This window comes from Pristimantibacillus sp. PTI5 (assembly GCF_048572955.1).
Classification (GTDB): Bacteria; Bacillota; Bacilli; order Paenibacillales; family Paenibacillaceae; genus Pristimantibacillus.
Map to the genome: position 1 here is coordinate 1,764,787 of NZ_CP183886.1, position 16,499 is coordinate 1,781,285.

Below are 16,499 nucleotides of genomic sequence, written 5' to 3' on the forward strand. Positions count from 1 at the left end.
GTATACATTGGAATGATTTTCCTGTCAATTGGTAGAAAGTAATAGAAAATCAGCCTTAAAAAAAGCGTAAACACAACCAAAAAGGCTCCGCACACATGACTGTTTATGTCATATATACGGAACCTTAGCCTCTGTTTTATTTGAACTATGCTTCTTTTGTCACGCCTGCCTGTTCCAACACGGCCTTCTCGCCCTTCTGAAGCTGATACATCTTGAAATACCTGCCTTCAAGAGCCATTAATGCATCATGATTTCCGCGCTCTACGATCTCGCCGCGATGCAGCACAAGAATTTGATCCGCCTCGCGAATGGTAGACAAACGGTGCGCGATCACCAGCGTCGTCCTGCCTTGGCTGACCACTCGCAGCGCCTGCTGGATAAGTCCCTCCGTCTCGCTATCAATGCTCGCTGTTGCCTCATCCAGAATGAGAATCGACGGATCGAACGCCAGCGCTCTGGCAAAGGAGATAAGCTGCCGCTGTCCCGATGACAGCGTACTGCCGCGCTCAACCACCAATTCATCGTAGCCGTTTGGCAGCTGTTCAATAAACGGAGCTGCGCCGACATCCTTCAGCACGCTTTTCACGCGGTCGATCGAAATCTCCTTGTTGTACAGACTGACATTAAATTTAATGTCCCCCGCAAACAAATAAGGATCCTGCAGCACAATCCCCATATGCTTGCGCAGCTCTTGCTTCGAGTACGTCGCAATATTGCGTCCGTCAATTGAAATGCTTCCTTTATCCGGCTCATAAAAGCCGAGCAAAAGGTTCATAATCGAGCTTTTACCCGAACCGGTATGCCCGACCAAAGCGACAGTCTCTCCCTTGCGCGCTTCGAATGATATTTGCTTCAATACATTTTCACCCGGCTTATACGCAAACGTCACATTGTCGAATTTCACGGCGCCGTCCGGTTTTTTCGCCTGACTGACCTCTTCCACCTCCGTGCCTTCCATATCGAGGATGGCGAACACCTTCTCCGCGGAAACGAAAGCGCGCTGCGCATTCGTGAGCTGATCGAAGATACCGATAATCGGCTGAAAAATACGTCCTAAATAGTCAATAAACGCATAGAATACCCCGTACATAATAGCCGTTTCCAGGGAGGCGCGCCCAAAATACCAAATGACCATCGCTGTAACCAAGCTGCCAATTGTGCCCACGATATTTCTCGAGGATAAAGAGAATACCCGAAATTGTTTGATCTGGTTAACATACCGATCCTCATTGAGAACCTCAAACTCCTCCAGCGTGACCTTCTCGCGGCGAAAAGCTTGAATAATCGGCATAACGACGATCGATTCATTGATCATGGCATTCATATCGCTAAGCCTGGCCCGCATGACCGTAATGTATTTCTTCGAATATTTCAAATGCACGACCATAATGAGCGCGAAAATCGGCGGCAGCAGCAGGCAAAACAACGCCAAGCGCACATCTAATATAAACAGCGCCGTAAAAATGCCGATGAGCTGCACGAAGCTCACAACGAAGGTCGCCATGAAACTCATGAACAAATCACGCACCGCCTCCGTATCGTTCGCGATTCTCGATACGATCTGGCCGATCGGCGTGTTGTCAAAATAGCGCAGCGGAATCCGCTGGATATGCCGCATGAGATCCATGCGCATGTTCTGGATAATTTGCAATGCAGTCGATTGCAAAATATAGGACTGCGAGAAGTTTCCGATACTGGCGAGAAGCAGCAGTCCCATATATAACGCGAGAAGCCACAATACGGGCCCTAACTCGCCGCCGCCCGCCGATAAGTGTTTGTCGATAATCGTTTTTATAATAAAAGGTCCGCCAAGCTCGGCCCCTACCGCGCTGCAAAGAATGAGCAGGGCGCCGATAATTCTAAACTTATAAACGAGAGCATATGCGAATAGTCTTCTCGCCGTCGATTGCTTTGGCATTCAAGAGCCTCCTCATTCTTCCAAGCTAGCTTCCATTTGCTGCCGTTCCCATTGTTCCTTATACCAGCCTCCGAACAGCATCAATTCCTCATGCGTGCCTTCTTCCATGATGCGTCCCTCGTTCAGCACGATAATCCAGTCCGCATGACTCACCGCGGAGAGACGATGTGTCGTAATAAACGTCGTTTTACCTTCGCGTTCCAGCCTTATATGGTGAAGGATCCGGCTTTCCGTCCGCGCATCCACCGCCGATAACGAGTCATCCAGCAGCAAAATTTCAGAATCGATCAGCAAAGCGCGCGCGATAGCCAGGCGCTGCTTCTGACCGCCCGAGAGCATCACGCCGTTTTCGCCGACGACGGTTTCAAGCCCTTCAGGCATTTGCGCGATATCCTCCGTAAAGGAAGCCATTTGCACGGCGCGGGCGACTTCCTCCGGCGTCGCATTCGGTTTGCCAAGAGCGATGTTGTCATAGATCGATTTGGATAACAGCAAATGCTCCTGCGGCACATATGCGATCCAGCGCCGCATTTGGTCAATCGCAATCTGCTCGACGGGCACGCCTGCAATAAACAGCCGCTCCTGCTCTAAGGGATATTGGCGAAGCAGCTGCTTCAGCAGCGTGCTCTTCCCGCTCCCCGTTTTGCCTACGATACCCAGCGTCTGGCCGCGTTCAAGCTGAAAGGAAACGCCCGATAGGCTAGGCTGGCTCGCCGTAGGGTAAGTAAAGGTAAGCTGCTTCGTCTCGATGCGGGTAGGAATCTTAATCGAAACAGGCATATCCGCGTCTTTCAGATCGGGCTTTTGCGTCAGCGCCGTGTCCAGCCGGTCAGCCGAGGCGCTTCCGCGCTGCAGGACATTGATAAATTCGCCAAAAGAAATCATCGGCCAAATGAGCATGCCTAAATAAATATTGAAGGAAATGAGCTGTCCGAGCGAAATCTCATCCTGGAAGACGAGATATGAGCCATAGCCGATTCCAATGGAATAGCTCACCCCGACAATCAACGAAATGATCGGCTGGAAAAGCGCATTCAAAATGGAAACCCGTTTATTTTTGAGCATCACGTCGGTCGTCACCTTATGGAACGCGGACAGGTCATCGTTCTCCTGCACATAGGAGCGGATGACGCGTATGCCTGAGATGGACTCCAGCGCGTGATCATTCATTTTGCCGAAGGATGCCTGAGCGGCTAGAAACCGCGTTCTCACCTTTTTGCCCAGCTTGCTGATCACGACCGCCAGCAGCGGGAGCGGAATTAGGGCCGCAATCATTAACTTATAGCTTACGAGCGAAATCATCATGATAACGACTACCGAAGCGCCGACAAGCGTATTGACGAGCGTCATCACGCCATAGCCAGCCGTTTGCCCGATCGCGAGCACATCATTTGTAGCTAAAGCCATGAGCTGGCCCGTACTATTGCGTTGGAAAAAGGCCGGCGTCATCCTCGTCAGATTGGCTAGCAGCCGTCCCCTCAGCACCTTCTCGATAAGCGCCGAATTCCCGAACAGCGTCGTAATCCATATGTATACCATGACGTATAAAAATAGCGAAAGACCGATTAGCAGCAGTACCGTCTGAGTCAAACCCGAAGAGGTCAGCTCGCCTTCGCGGATGTGGTCTACCGTTTTGCCAATGAGATTGGGCGGTACCGTTGATAACAGGCTGACTAATGCCATAATGCCGACAGCGAGCGCGTAGCTTCCCCATCTATCCTTAAAAAACCATCGCAATCGTTTTACAAAAGACATGATATCCCCCTTTTCACCTTATCTTTCACACGGCGTATTCCCATGCGCCAGGTCGCTTCGAGCCTATTCCATTCGATCGCCAAAGCCCGTACGCATCCGATCAGCCGCCACTTTTCAGTATAGCAGTTTCGCTGGTCAAATTTCACCTTTATGTGTAACAATATCCTTCTTTTGGGCAAAAATTTAGACACTGCCGCATAGATCAAAAATGTGTTGTTCTTTATAACGAATATGATATGATAGGGTTACATAGCTTGGCTGCGTCATGAATTTGGATCAATCCCGAGGTGAAGCATGTGGACGCTGCCGTAAGTGTAGTCTTACCTATTTATAATGCGGAGAAATGGTTATATCGAGGCTTGGATCGCATTCTTCGGCAGCCCTTCCGTTCTATCGAGCTGCTGCTCGTCAATGACGGCTCCACCGACCACAGCGGAGCAATCTGCGAGGAGTATGCAGCCAAGGATGCCCGGATCAAAGTACTCCATAAGGCTAACGGCGGCACAAGCAGTGCAAAAAACGCCGGATTCAAGGCCGCAACGGGCAAATACATCGCCTTTTTGGACGCTGACGATGAAATCGACGAACTGTTTTTCGCCAAGCTTTATGCCGCTGCCGAGGAGCATGCCTGCGACATTGTCGTCAGCGGTTTCGAGACCGTTCCCTTCCAGCCCGCGCGCGCTCCGCGGTTCACCCTCCATACCGTCATGAACGGCAAGGACTTTGTGCTCAGCGCTGCCTCCGTTCATTCGGACAACGAGCTTTGCTTCGTCTGGCGCTGTCTCTTTCTTCGCTCTTGGCTTGCGAATAGCAGCATTCGTTTCCAAGAGGAGCTGACGATCGGAGAGGATACGATATTCCTGCTCGAGTCTATGCTCAGCGCCGAGCGCGTGTATGCGATTCCGGATTGCTTATACTTTTACAACACCGTTAACAATTTGGACAGTCTCATGCGCGCCCCCTATAAGCCATACTTGGAGCGGAGCCTTGTCCTGCAGTACCGATACAGAAAACAGCTTTCCGAAAAATCCCGTTTGATTGCCCATGATCATTACAGAAAAGATATGGCGGTTTATTACATACAAACGATTCTCGGCATGCTGATCAAAAATATGAAAAACAGTCCGACCGCTGCCAAGAAGGAGGATCTAGCCAAACTCGTTTCCCTGGAGATGTTTACGGACAGCACAAAGGCTTTGGGTTTCCGGTACAAATGCGCAAGCCCGAAGGAGTATATTTATTATCTGGCATTCAAATTCAAGCTATCTGCCGTTCTCTTCTACTGGGAATTTGGCAAGCCCCCGGCACGCTCCTTCTTTCCCTTCAACCTATTCGGGAGAAACAAACGCCTTACCGATCAGTCCTTGCGCATCAACAAACGGTAAGTGAAGCACGTGTTCTCTTCCCGTCTTAAGCAAAGAAAGGCCTGTGCACATTTGGGCACAGGCCTTTCAAGTATTCGTATTAGCTGCTGCAGGGCAACACACTTTGGGTCCCCATGACATTTTGCCATTTGCGGTAAAGCTCCCATGGAGTGCCATTGTCGAGCAAATCCTTGCTGACGTAAAGACCTTCCTCAATCGAGTCGACCTTATCCGCCAGCTTGAGCCTCACGGCAGCATTAAGCATGACTTGATTGGCGAATGCAAGGTGTCCGCGTCCTTGCAGCACGGCTTCCGTTTCCCTCACCTGCTCGGCAGGCGTCCAAATGACGTCCGGTACGGAGGTTTCCAAACCGTAGGCATCCGGATCGATAATATGAAGCTGCGATTGCCCTTCTTCTACAAAATAGGTCCGGGTCGGCCTCTCGATGAACAAATCCTCCGAGCCTTCCACTCCTTGAACGATGAGCGCTTTCTTATAGGCTAAGTTGTTCGCTAACTTGGCCATGCGCTCGAAAACGGTATTATGATAAACCCCGAATATTAAATACGGGGAATGAGAATAATCGATCAGCTTCTCCGCCGTGTTCAGCACCGTGCGCATATCAAGCTCAACCCGTATCGAACGCAGCGCTTTAAGGGGAGGACACCATTCTTCAGCCGGCACATACAGCACGCCTGTTTTCTTTGCTGCTTGGATAATGCGGTCCCGGGAAAGCAGATCGGCATCGATGCCGGAATCCTTCAACAGATCATGCAGCGTGATTCCCCATTTGGGAGGCAAGGACGCCGCTCCGTGAAGCGTAACCGGCAAGCCCGCAGCGGCAAGAACGAACGCGGTTGAGTATGACGCATAAAATGATTTTTTCCTGCCGTCATACGGCCCTGCGCAATCAAGGCCTTGCTGGATAGGCGCACGATGCGCATGCTTGCGGCATACGTTGACGAAAGCTTCGATTTCTTCGACGCTTTCCATTTTTATGCGTTCAGCAATGAAAAAGGCGCCTATTTGCGCAGGGGTTGCCTTTAATTCCAGGATGGCGTTGGCTGCAAGCAATGCTTCATCATACGCCAGATCCCGCGCCCCTCTCTTTCCCCGGCCTACTTCCTTTAATAGGTTGATCATCATCGCAAAGCCCCCTTATTTTTGATCCTGAAGGATTTGATAGACCTTAACGATAGACGTCGCCACATCCACCATGCGTTTACGCTCGTTCATCGCCTGCTTCCGCAGCACATCGTAAGCTTCCGCTTCAGAAATATTTTTGATTTTGCACAAAATGCCCTTTGCCATATCAATCCATTTCCGCTCTTCGAGCCTGCCCTCCAGCTGCTTGCGTTCATTGATCCACTGCAGCCTCTCAAAGCATTGCTTGGAGCCAAAATGAAGAGCCCAGTGAAGCTCCTGCTCACTCATCGAGGGTGCAAGAATGCCGTCCACTTGAATGTCGTCCTCGCAAAATGACGCTGAAAGAGAAGCAGATGCCGCACTGCACCACCATAATAAAGGAACGGTTTTTTGCTTTAACAGCCTAACTCTCCATTGCTTTACTTCATTAAGAGGCATATGAAGCACGACTGCGTCTGCGTTGTTCATCTGCAACTCAGCCTTCTTCTCGTCCCCTGCGCGAAGCACCTGATAACCATACTCTTCTAATAAATACTTTGGCGTTTGTTTCTTGGAATGCTGATCCGATTGAGGGTCCGCGATTGCCACCTCGTTTGACGCACAATGTTCGACTACTAACAAAGAACGCATTTAGAAGTGCCCCCTCCTATTCGACTTTATTGTGAATGCAGCACAAGTCGATACCTTTGTGATTATATATAACATACAAAAGCATGAATTGTCACTAACCAAGTTTTTTCACACTTTTTGATGTCAACTATATTGACATGAGTTCCAAATTCATTGTATATTTACGTTATCATATTCATAACATTCACGAGTACAACGGTGTATTCGTTTTGAAGCGGCAAAGAAGCCTGCTTTCGTTTTCTTAGGGGACGTACGTTCTCCCTAGGAGCGAAGCAGGCTTTTCTTTTTTCCGCCTAGGCTGAGTTTGAGAGGAGAGAAATACAATGACTACAACTAAGAAGAAATTAGTATTAATCGGAAACGGCATGGCGGGGGTTCGAGCGATTGAGCATTTGCTGAAGCTGGCTCCCGAAAGCTACGACGTTACGATCTTCGGGGCCGAACCGCATCCCAACTATAACCGTATTATGCTATCTTCCGTCCTAGCTGGCGGCGCCGATATGCAAGAGATCGTCATAAACGACTGGGATTGGTACAAAGAAAACAACATTACTCTTCATACCGGCCACAAGGTAACGAAAATTGATACGGAACTTAAGAAGGTTACCTCCCATCTAGGCGTTGAAGTTGACTACGATAACATCATTATTGCAACCGGCTCTAATCCATTTATGCTTCCTCTTCCAGGCGCGGACAAAGAAGGCGTTATCGCATTCCGCGATATCCACGATTGCGAAGTAATGATCGACGCTTCCAAAAAATACAAAAAAGCCGTAGTCATCGGCGGCGGCTTGCTCGGTCTTGAAGCAGCACGCGGTTTGCTCCATCTGGGAATGGAAGTAAATGTCGTTCACATTTTTAGCTATTTGATGGAACGCCAGTTGGACGAGGCGGCTGCCAAAATGCTGCAGCGCGAGCTCGAAGCGCAAGGCATGCAATTTTTGCTGCAAAAAAGCACGGCTTCCATTAAAGGCAAACACCGTGCGACCGGGTTAGCTTTCGCGGACGGCAGCGAGGTAGACGGCGATTTGGTCGTTATGGCCGTCGGCATTAAACCTAACGTGGATCTGGCAAGAGCATCGGGCATCGAAGTCAACCGCGGAATCGTTGTCGACGATTTCATGCAAACAAACGTACCTGGCATTTACGCCGTAGGCGAATGCGCTGAGCACAGAGGAATCGCTTACGGCCTCGTGGCTCCCCTTTATGAGCAAGGCGCTGTACTCGCCAAGCATCTGGCTGGGGTTGAAACGGCTGGCTATGCCGGCTCGGTTACCTCGACAAAGCTTAAAGTATCCGGCGTTGACGTGTTCTCGGCTGGCCGCTTTGATGAAGTGCCTGGCACCCGCTCGCTCAAGATTCAAGACGATATGGCAAACACCTACAAAAAGATTGTCGTTCAAGACGGCAAACTCATTGGCGCCGTTCTTTTCGGCGATACGTCCGACGGTGCCGAATTGTTTGCTTCTATTAAGAAAGGTGAATCGATTGCCGGACGCGAGAAAGAAATTCTGCTCGGCATTTCATCCGATTTATTAGGCCAATCCTCCGGCGGAAACAGACTTGAAGCAATGGCCGATGACGAAATTATTTGCGGCTGTAACGGGGTTTCTAAAGGAACGATAGCGGATGCCATCGCGAACAAAGGCTGCAACACAGTAGGCGCGATTAAATCCTGCACGAAAGCATCCGCTTCCTGCGGCGGCTGTAAGCCGCTCGTGGAAGGCTTGCTTCACCTGTATGCCGGCGATGCGGTCGGCGAGCCGGTAAAAGAAGGCATTTGCGGCTGTACCACGCACAGCAGGGATGAGATCGTTGCGGAAATTACGCGCATGAATCTCAACTCCACCAAGGAAGTCATGAACGTTCTTCGCTGGAGCAATCCGGAGGGCTGCTCGAAATGCCGTCCGGCGCTAAACTACTACCTCGGCATGGTTAATCCAGAGGAATACGTGGATGAGAACGAATCACGGATCACCAATGAACGCTACCATGCAAATATTCAAAAGGATGGCACATACTCCGTTGTTCCTCGTATTTACGGCGGCGTAACATCCCCTGCCGATTTGAAAAAAATCGCGGAGGTCGCCGAGAAATTCGATGTGCCGATGGTGAAATTCACGGGCGGACAACGGCTAGACTTGCTTGGCGTCAAGAAAGAGGATCTTCCGAAAATTTGGGAAGAGCTGGATATGCCATCCGGCCACGCTTACGGCAAAACGCTTAGAACCGTTAAAACCTGCGTCGGTTCAACCTTCTGCCGATTCGGCACGCAGGATTCAATCGGAATGGGCATCAAATTGGAAAAAGCATTCGAGCGTCTAAATACACCGGCTAAGGTTAAGCTTGCCGTATCCGGCTGCCCGCGAAATTGCGCGGAAGCTACGATTAAGGACTTTGGCGTAGTCGCCATAGACGGAGGCTGGGAGCTTCATGTCGGCGGCAACGGCGGCGTAAAGGTTCGGGCTACTGATCTTCTCTGCATCGTCAAAACAGAGGATGAGGTTCTGGAATGGTCCTCCGCATTCTTGCAGCTCTATCGGGAAAATGCACAATGGAACGAACGTACTGCTCAATGGATCGAACGCGTGGGTCTCGACCATGTCAAGAAAGGCCTCGAAAATCGCGAGGAGCGCCTTGCCCTTAAATCGCGTATCGAGAAAACACTCAGCCTGACAACCGACCCTTGGAAGCAAATTGTCGAAACGGACGAACTCCGTAAAAACTTCGAGCAATTGAACAGCGCTCAGCCCGTGCAGCTATAGAATCTACGCGCAGCTGGCATAGAACGCATAGCCTATAGCGAATTTCTTCGAAACGGAGCTTTGCTAAACAAAACTTTTCAGGGGGAGTCACCTATGACAACGAAGCTTTTAGTAGCCAACCTATCTGACATAGATGTAAAAGGATCACGACGCATTAAAGTAAAAGACATTGAAATTGCCGTATTTCGGTTAACTGACGGCAGCGTGCTTGCCGTTGAGAATAAATGCCCGCATAAGGGCGGCCAGCTTTCGGAAGGGATGGTGTGCGGCACAGCCGTACACTGCCCGCTTCATGACTGGAAAGTTGATCTGCGCAGCGGTCGCGTGCATGAGCCTGACGATGGCTGCGTAACGACCTTTGAGACCGAAATCGATAGTGAGAGCGGATCAATCTATGTAACGGTCTAAGAAGAGAAGGAATTAAATTCAGACACTAAAACGGCATATCAGCCGAAGGGAGCAGCCTATGAGAAACATAGCAACAGGTACGGTATATATAGTCGGCGCTGGTCCAGGCGATCCAGAGCTTATTTCGGTGAAAGCCATGCGACGTATTCAGCAGGCAGACGTTATCCTCTATGATCGTCTTATCAGCAAAGAATTATTAGCCTACGCCGGCTCCGATACAGAGCTGGTCTACTGCGGCAAAGCTCCCGGCTCGCATGCGATGCCTCAACATATCATTAACGAAGCGCTCGTCAAATACGCGCAAGCAGGAAAAACGGTCGTCCGCCTTAAGGGCGGCGATCCACTAGTCTTCGGAAGAGGCGCCGAGGAAGCTTTAGAGCTCGCCTCTTGGGGCATTCCATACGAGATCGTGCCCGGGATCACCTCAGCTATCGGCGCTGCCGCTGCTGCCGGCATTCCCGTCACGCACCGTGAATATGCCGCTTCCTTCGCATGCGTCACAGGCAGCCGCTGTCACGGCGACAAATCGCCGATTCGCTGGGATTTGCTCGCTCACAGCGTCGATACGCTGGCCATTTACATGGGAGTAAGCGAGCTTCCTGTTATTCGCGAAGAACTTTTGAAGCATGGGAAATCCGCAGCAACGCCCGTTGCCTTAATCGAACGGGGCACAACGAATCGTCAACGCACGATCGTCGGAACGTTATCGGATATCCATACCCTAGCGGTATCGATGAAGCTTGCCAATCCCGCACTCATTATTATCGGCGAAGTCGTCCGCGTACGCGAACGTTTGATGCAAGCGGAGCAGCAAGCCGTATCGCTCATTGGATAAGCCGTCCTGTTCCTTATCACAGTTATCGCTGCCTTCTCTGCCCGCTTCGTCGCATCGTCGCAGCGGCAGCGCATCCCGCTGTCGCTCGCGGCTTCATGCAAATCCACGCAAAAAGCCTCTACTCGTCCACTCCATTCCTTTGTAAGGACTACGGTTTCCTGTATACTAGAAGCCTCAATTGTTTTTTATAAAGGATGCGAATCAGCTGGAAACTAGAAACCAAACGCCGTTATACCTCTATACCTATGGCTATCGATTGGAAGAAACTGAGCTTTGCCATTTAGAAATGCGTTCGTTTTTCGATAAACAATCAGATTCTGGGCTATTAATGAGCGAAATAGACGTCCATCCCGACCGCAGCCCTTTCATGAGAGAGCGGCTCGAGGTCCTCTATCAAGGCGAGCGCCTAGAGGATATTTTGGAGCAGGTAAGGCAAATCGAATTAGGCGATGCGACGTTCAAGGTCATTTTCGTCAAAATGACGGATCTCTCGAAGGAGGAAAAACTCGATTTCGACGATCAACGCAGCGTCGAACGAGAAATTGGCATGTATATCGAAGGGGAAGCCGATGTGCGAAGCCCTGACTATACTTTTGGCATATTACGCTGGGGCGGCCGTTGGTATTTCGGTAACTACATCAAAAGCAAGGCCGTTTGGCTAACTCAAATAAAGAAGCCGCGCAGCTATTCCATTGCGCTCAGCACCCGGGTAGCCAGGGCCGCTGCGAATATCGCAGTGCCTCAGCCAATGGGGAAAACCGCTATCGACCCCTGCTGCGGCATTGGGACCGTGCTTGTTGAAGCGCTGTCGATGAATATTAATATCGTAGGCCGAGATATCAATCCTTTTGTCATCCGCGGAACACTAGAGAATCTCGCGCATTTCGAATTCAAAACGGATGTCGTTTGCGGGGATATTGCCGATATCACGAGCCATTACGATGCGGCTGTTGTAGATATGCCTTACAATCACTTTTCCCGCACAACGCCTGAAGAACAGCTTTCTTTGCTAAAGCATGCCCGCCGAATCGCCAGCAAAGTGATCGTTATCACTGCCGATCCGATGGACGACCTTATTGCAGACGCCGGCTTCAACATATTCGATCGTTGTACGACCCGGAAAGGCAGCTTCGTCAGGCAAATCATTGTTTGCGTTTAAAGGGGACAGTCTAGGCTATGAATGATAGCCATTGAGCGCAAGCCAGGAGGCACATGCAGACGTCCATTCGTTTGTATGCTCTTCATCCTCGGCTAAACCTAGCCCATGCCGGCCCTTCGCGTACACATGCAAGTCAAACAGCACTTTATGTTTGCTGAGAGCCGCAGCAAACAACAAGCTGTTTTCCACGGGTACGGCTGCGTCATCCGATGTATGCCACAAGAAAGTAGGCGGCGTATCCTCGGTTACTTGAGCCTCGCTGCTCAGCTGTTCCACTTTCTCAGGCAAAGCCTCTTTGCCTAGCAGATTATCTCTAGAGCCAACATGCGTAAAAGGCTCCTTGAGCGTGATAACGGGATAGCATAATACGAGCAAATCCGGACGGCAGGACTCCCTTTCGATAACATCCTCCGCATGTTTGTTTCCTTTATCATAGCTCGTGCCCGCATTGGACACTAAATGGCCGCCTGCAGAGAAGCCCAGTATGCCAATCTTATCCGGATTGACGCGAAACTGATCGGCTTTGAATCTGACCGTTCTTACCGCCCGCTGGATATCGAGCAGCGCGCAGGGATACTGATAAGGCGCTACCCGGTAACGCAGAACAAATGCCGAAATTCCGAGGCTATTTAGCCATTGTGCAATAGGCTCACCTTCATGATAAGCCCTCGCGCCATAACCTCCGCCTGGACATATGATGATTGCCGGACGGTTGTCGCCCTCTACCAAATAAGGCGTAATTGCAGGGCAATCCTCATCCGAATTTCCGAGCGCGAACGGCGCTCCATGCATCCATAATAATTGCTCCGCCACTTTTATAATCTCCTTTTTGCATGCATATTAATTGTCAGACTTCTCCATTATATAACTAATGAAACAAGCCGGCCATCTAAACGCATATAAAAAAACAGGTCTAAGCCGTAAGCGCCTAAACCTGTCTTAATGCCCGTTTCTTCGCTCGCCGTCATCATCGTTTGAAGGCGGTTATACCGCCGATAAAACCAAATAAAGCGCCAAGCAGCGAACCTGCCGCTACCTCGCGAGGTTGATGTCCAAGGCTTTCCTTAAGCCGCTCGCGCCTGCGCTTATGATAAATGCCCGGATGCTCCCCAGCCAGCCTTTCAACGTCCTCGTCCAAATCGTTTACCTGTACCGCAATTTCACCTGCATGCCTGCGAATATTCATGGCATCGTACATCACAATGATGCCGAGCATCGCGGATATCGCAAATTCAGGCGTCTTGACGCCGTATTTGGTCGCCGTGTATGCGGCTAAAGCCGATACGCCGCTCGAATGCGCGCTAGGCATACCGCCTGAACCGATTATTTTACGTATGTCCCAAGTTCCGGTTTTTGCATAATGCAGCGGCAGCTTGAGCATTTGAGCCGCTCCTACTGCCGTTAGCGCCGTCACTAGTCCTCTGTTTGCCACAGCTGTCACCTCCAATCATCCTGCCTCCCTCATTTTGTCCTATTGCCGCAAAATCATGTGGATCCGGATTGTTTAGCAGAAAATAAGGTTATATAGTAAGGGATGCCTCCGGAGGCTAATCTTATGCGATAGGCTTCCGCCAGAGAAAGTCCATCACTCTAACTAGCGTATTTGGGGGAAAAAGATATGATGGGAATTATCTATTCACTGATTGCTGGGGTATTCATCAGCTTTCAAGGAGTTTTCAATACAAAGCTAAGCGACAAAGCCGGCTTCTGGTTTACGAATGCTTGGGTGCACGGAAGCGGCTTTTTGCTGTCGCTGATCCTGCTGCTTATCATGAAAGACGGCAGCTTCTCGAAGCTTTTCACGGTCAATAAGCTGTATTGGCTGGGCGGCGTATTCGGCGTCATGATCATATTCACCGTCACAAAGAGCATTTCTGCGCTTGGTCCCGCTTATTCCGTCGCCCTGCTGCTTATTACCCAGCTGGTCATATCGATGCTCATTGACAGTCTTGGCTTGTTTGGCGTCGACAAAGTACCGTTATCCGCCAACAGGCTCCTTGGAATCGGCATCATGATTGCAGGCATTATCGTATTTAAGCTGAAATAGCCCATCTCCTATTACTCCGTCTGCAAACAGTGTTTATGGATTATTTCATATAAATAAATCGCTCGCCCGGAGCGAACATATGGAACTTCTTAGCCGGATAATTGCGCTGGATATAGTCGACGAAATAAGCCGGGTTCTCATCATTATGCGGAAATAAGCCGTAATGCATCGGAATCAGTAAATCGGCATGGATTTGCACAGCGATCTCAACGGCTTCGCGGTAGTTGCAATTTCCGACGATTCCCTGTTCATTGCGGACAAAGTCCCGCCCGTTAATAGGCAAAAGGGCAATATCGATCTGTCTGCTTTGCAGCCAAGTGACCAGCTCGGGAAAGCCCACGGTATCGCCCGCATGATAGAGATGGATACCGCCAAAATTAGCTACAAATCCAAGAAATTTATGCTCTCCCGCTTCATCCTGTTCAAATTGCTCATGCTTGGCAGCAAACGCTTCTAGACGGATGCCGTTCTCCAGCTCCAATGCCTGTCCATGCGAGATGCCGATCAGCTGATCATCACGCAGTCCCCACTTCTTCAACAACGGCAGATGCGCCTTCGGTGCGATAAAACGTGTTTTGGCCGATTTTCCAATCGCCTGCAGCGTGAGCTTATCCATATGGTCCTCATGGTGATGCGAGCAAACGACGTAGTCCACATCCATGCAGTCCGACGGCTCGAGCGGCGTTTCGAAAGCGCGCGACCACGGCGGGCCGCTCAGCTCGTACACCCAGTTCGACAGGTAAGGATCGAACAGGATCGTTTTGTTCTTCCATTTGACTAGAAAGCCCTCTTGTCCCAAAGCCCAAAGCGCCAATGCCTGCCCGGGGAGCTCCGTCTCGGCAATCTGCTTCACCAAAGCCGCTCCGCTGTTGTATACGTTCACGAGTTTCATCATCCCTTTTGCTCTAGATTTTGAATACGCAGGTCCTTCGTAAACCACTGCCGGTAACTTAATAGACTCAAAATAATGCTCGTTACCGCGGCAGAGCTTGCGAAGGCAAACACAATTAATATTTGATAGCGAACGGCTTCGATCGGGTTGGCTCCGGCAATGATCATTCCCGTCATCATGCCGGGCAGCTGAACGAGTCCCACCGTCTTCATTCCGTCGATTGTCGGAATCATGCTCGATTTGACCGACCGCTTCATCACGTCCTGAATGGCTTGCCTCGCTGTCGCTCCGAGCGAAAGCAGCGTTTCGATCTCGCCTTTCGAGGCTTCAACCTCTCTCCTCATTTGATTCAAAAGCAAGCCGGATACGACCATTGCATTGCCGATCGTCATACCGCTTATCGGTATGATATATTGGGGCGTTGCTTCAATGATTCGGAAGCCAAGCAGCAGCCCCATCATTAGCAGCTCTGTCGAGGCGATGGCAATCGCGATTTTCCAGGTGATCCCTTTCAGGCCCTCGCCTCTTTTGCCGGCATTAAAAGAAGCAACCGCAATCATCAGCATGAGAATGCAGACGATAAGCAGGGGATTGCTCGTATTGAAAATATATTGCAGCACATAACCGACAAGCAGAAGCTGTACCGCAGAACGAATGGTGCCTATGGCGATATCGCGTTCGAGCCCAAGCTTTTGCCACACGGATATGAGCATGGTAATCATCACGAATAACAGCGTAAAGCTAAGCGCTAAGATGGACATGGCGGCTCCTTATGTTCGGGTGCTTTGATATAATTGCGAGCGGGTTCCGTTAAAGGCTGGTCAAAAAAATTCGCGGTTTTGCTGTTTTCGAGCAATGTACCCTCGCCCATAAACCATACAGAGCCGCTCATCTGCTTCGCCTGCTCCAGGTCATGTGTAACCCAAAGCATGGTCGTCCCTTCTTGATGATGCCACTCCCGAAGCACTTGTTCAACCAGTTCCTTGCTGCCGCGGTCCAGCGAGGCCGTAATTTCATCAAGCAGCAGCACCGCCGGATGAAGAAGCAAGGAGCGCAGCAGTGAAACCCGCTGCTTCTCTCCTCCTGAGAGCTGATCCGCGCTTTTAGAAACATCCAGATGATCAAGACCCAGCTTGGGCAGCAAGCGGCGCACTAGCTTTTCATCATAGGGAATACGATGCAGCAGACTAACCGTCCGCAAATTTTGCTCGATGCTTCCTTGCAGCATAACGGACTGCTGGGCGACATAACACATCTTCATTCTCCATGTTCTCGGATCCGTGCCGCGCTGCGAAACATTATGTAAACGAATTTCCCCTTCATCGATGTGCTCTAAACCGGCCAGCATGCGAAGCAGCGTGCTCTTCCCTTGGCCGGATACGCCCAGTATCGCAATCATAGCAGGCTCGGCGATGTCAGCCGATACATTCGCGAATAAGGGCCCTCCTTCAACACCGCTGCGATTTTTCCGCAATTGCCGCAGCTCCAAAACAGGCTCCACAAAAGGCCCCCCTTTCTGCTTTCCTTTCATTATAGCGCGATTGACGCTGAACAAAACAGGAAATCGTTTAGATTTCCG

General features: G+C 50.5%; 15 protein-coding genes. 6 read left to right on the plus strand and 9 right to left on the minus strand.

The features are described from left to right. Nucleotides 1–145: 145 nt before the first annotated feature. Both ACN6MW_RS07910 and ACN6MW_RS07915 read right to left on the minus strand, forming a co-directional pair. A complete protein-coding gene (locus ACN6MW_RS07910; protein ID WP_419874975.1) occupies nt 146–1,918 on the minus strand; it encodes an ABC transporter ATP-binding protein in 1,773 nt (590 codons plus the stop codon). 12 nt (nt 1,919–1,930) lie between these two features. Beyond that, the gene (locus ACN6MW_RS07915; RefSeq protein WP_419874976.1) at nt 1,931–3,673 is read right to left on the minus strand and encodes an ABC transporter ATP-binding protein; all 1,743 of its coding nucleotides are present in this window, start codon (nt 3,671–3,673) and stop codon (nt 1,931–1,933) included. Between the two features lie 287 nt (nt 3,674–3,960). On the opposite strand from ACN6MW_RS07915, the gene ACN6MW_RS07920 reads away from it, so the two are divergent. Beyond that, nucleotides 3,961–5,058 carry a glycosyltransferase family 2 protein gene (locus tag ACN6MW_RS07920; protein WP_419874977.1) on the plus strand — a complete coding sequence of 366 codons (1,098 nt, stop codon included), beginning with the start codon at nt 3,961–3,963 and terminating at the stop codon, nt 5,056–5,058. Between the two features lie 79 nt (nt 5,059–5,137). Here the strand turns inward: ACN6MW_RS07920 and ACN6MW_RS07925 are convergent, their stop codons facing one another. Then, entirely contained in the window at nt 5,138–6,181 is a 1,044-nt protein-coding gene (locus ACN6MW_RS07925; RefSeq protein WP_419876297.1) for an anthranilate phosphoribosyltransferase, read from the minus strand. A 15-nt stretch (nt 6,182–6,196) separates the two neighbouring features. Further along, nucleotides 6,197–6,814 (minus strand): ANTAR domain-containing response regulator, encoded by a 618-nt coding sequence (locus ACN6MW_RS07930; protein WP_419874978.1) that lies wholly within the window; start codon nt 6,812–6,814, stop codon nt 6,197–6,199. A gap of 323 nt (nt 6,815–7,137) precedes the next feature. Here ACN6MW_RS07930 and nirB point away from each other — a divergent pair, with 323 nt between their 5' ends. The 4 genes from nirB to ACN6MW_RS07950 all read left to right on the plus strand — a co-directional run bounded on the left by nirB (nt 7,138) and on the right by ACN6MW_RS07950 (nt 11,981). Beyond that, the gene (gene nirB, locus ACN6MW_RS07935) at nt 7,138–9,579 is read left to right on the plus strand and encodes a nitrite reductase large subunit NirB (protein ID WP_419874979.1); all 2,442 of its coding nucleotides are present in this window, start codon (nt 7,138–7,140) and stop codon (nt 9,577–9,579) included. A gap of 93 nt (nt 9,580–9,672) precedes the next feature. Beyond that, entirely contained in the window at nt 9,673–9,987 is a 315-nt protein-coding gene (gene nirD, locus ACN6MW_RS07940) for a nitrite reductase small subunit NirD (protein ID WP_419874980.1), read from the plus strand. 58 nt (nt 9,988–10,045) lie between these two features. Next, complete coding sequence (gene cobA / locus ACN6MW_RS07945) at nt 10,046–10,822, plus strand: uroporphyrinogen-III C-methyltransferase (protein ID WP_419874981.1); 777 nt, start codon at nt 10,046–10,048, stop codon at nt 10,820–10,822. A 205-nt stretch (nt 10,823–11,027) separates the two neighbouring features. Further along, a complete protein-coding gene (locus tag ACN6MW_RS07950) occupies nt 11,028–11,981 on the plus strand; it encodes a TRM11 family SAM-dependent methyltransferase (protein WP_419876298.1) in 954 nt (317 codons plus the stop codon). Between the two features lie 15 nt (nt 11,982–11,996). Here the strand turns inward: ACN6MW_RS07950 and ACN6MW_RS07955 are convergent, their stop codons facing one another. Together ACN6MW_RS07955 and ACN6MW_RS07960 are read right to left on the minus strand one after the other, a co-directional pair. Beyond that, on the minus strand, nt 11,997–12,773 hold the full coding sequence (locus ACN6MW_RS07955) for an alpha/beta hydrolase (RefSeq protein ID WP_419876299.1): 777 nt from the start codon (nt 12,771–12,773) through the stop codon (nt 11,997–11,999). Nucleotides 12,774–12,948: 175 nt separating this feature from the next. Further along, nucleotides 12,949–13,413, minus strand: coding sequence for a divergent PAP2 family protein (locus ACN6MW_RS07960; protein ID WP_364145807.1), 465 nt, complete (start codon nt 13,411–13,413; stop codon nt 12,949–12,951). Between the two features lie 186 nt (nt 13,414–13,599). On the opposite strand from ACN6MW_RS07960, the gene ACN6MW_RS07965 reads away from it, so the two are divergent. Continuing rightward, nucleotides 13,600–14,028, plus strand: coding sequence for a DMT family transporter (locus tag ACN6MW_RS07965; RefSeq protein WP_419874982.1), 429 nt, complete (start codon nt 13,600–13,602; stop codon nt 14,026–14,028). A 40-nt stretch (nt 14,029–14,068) separates the two neighbouring features. On the opposite strand, the gene ACN6MW_RS07970 is transcribed toward ACN6MW_RS07965, so the two are convergent. From ACN6MW_RS07970 to ACN6MW_RS07980, 3 genes are read right to left on the minus strand one after another with little or no spacing between them, the layout of a single operon-like run. Beyond that, nucleotides 14,069–14,923: an MBL fold metallo-hydrolase gene (locus ACN6MW_RS07970; protein ID WP_419874983.1), complete on the minus strand. Its 855-nt coding sequence runs from the start codon at nt 14,921–14,923 to the stop codon at nt 14,069–14,071. After that, a complete protein-coding gene (locus ACN6MW_RS07975) occupies nt 14,920–15,681 on the minus strand; it encodes an ABC transporter permease (protein ID WP_419874984.1) in 762 nt (253 codons plus the stop codon). The genes ACN6MW_RS07970 and ACN6MW_RS07975 overlap by 4 nt, the downstream gene beginning before the upstream one ends. Further along, nucleotides 15,669–16,421, minus strand: coding sequence for an ABC transporter ATP-binding protein (locus tag ACN6MW_RS07980; protein ID WP_419874985.1), 753 nt, complete (start codon nt 16,419–16,421; stop codon nt 15,669–15,671). The genes ACN6MW_RS07975 and ACN6MW_RS07980 overlap by 13 nt, the downstream gene beginning before the upstream one ends. Nucleotides 16,422–16,499 lie beyond the last annotated feature (78 nt).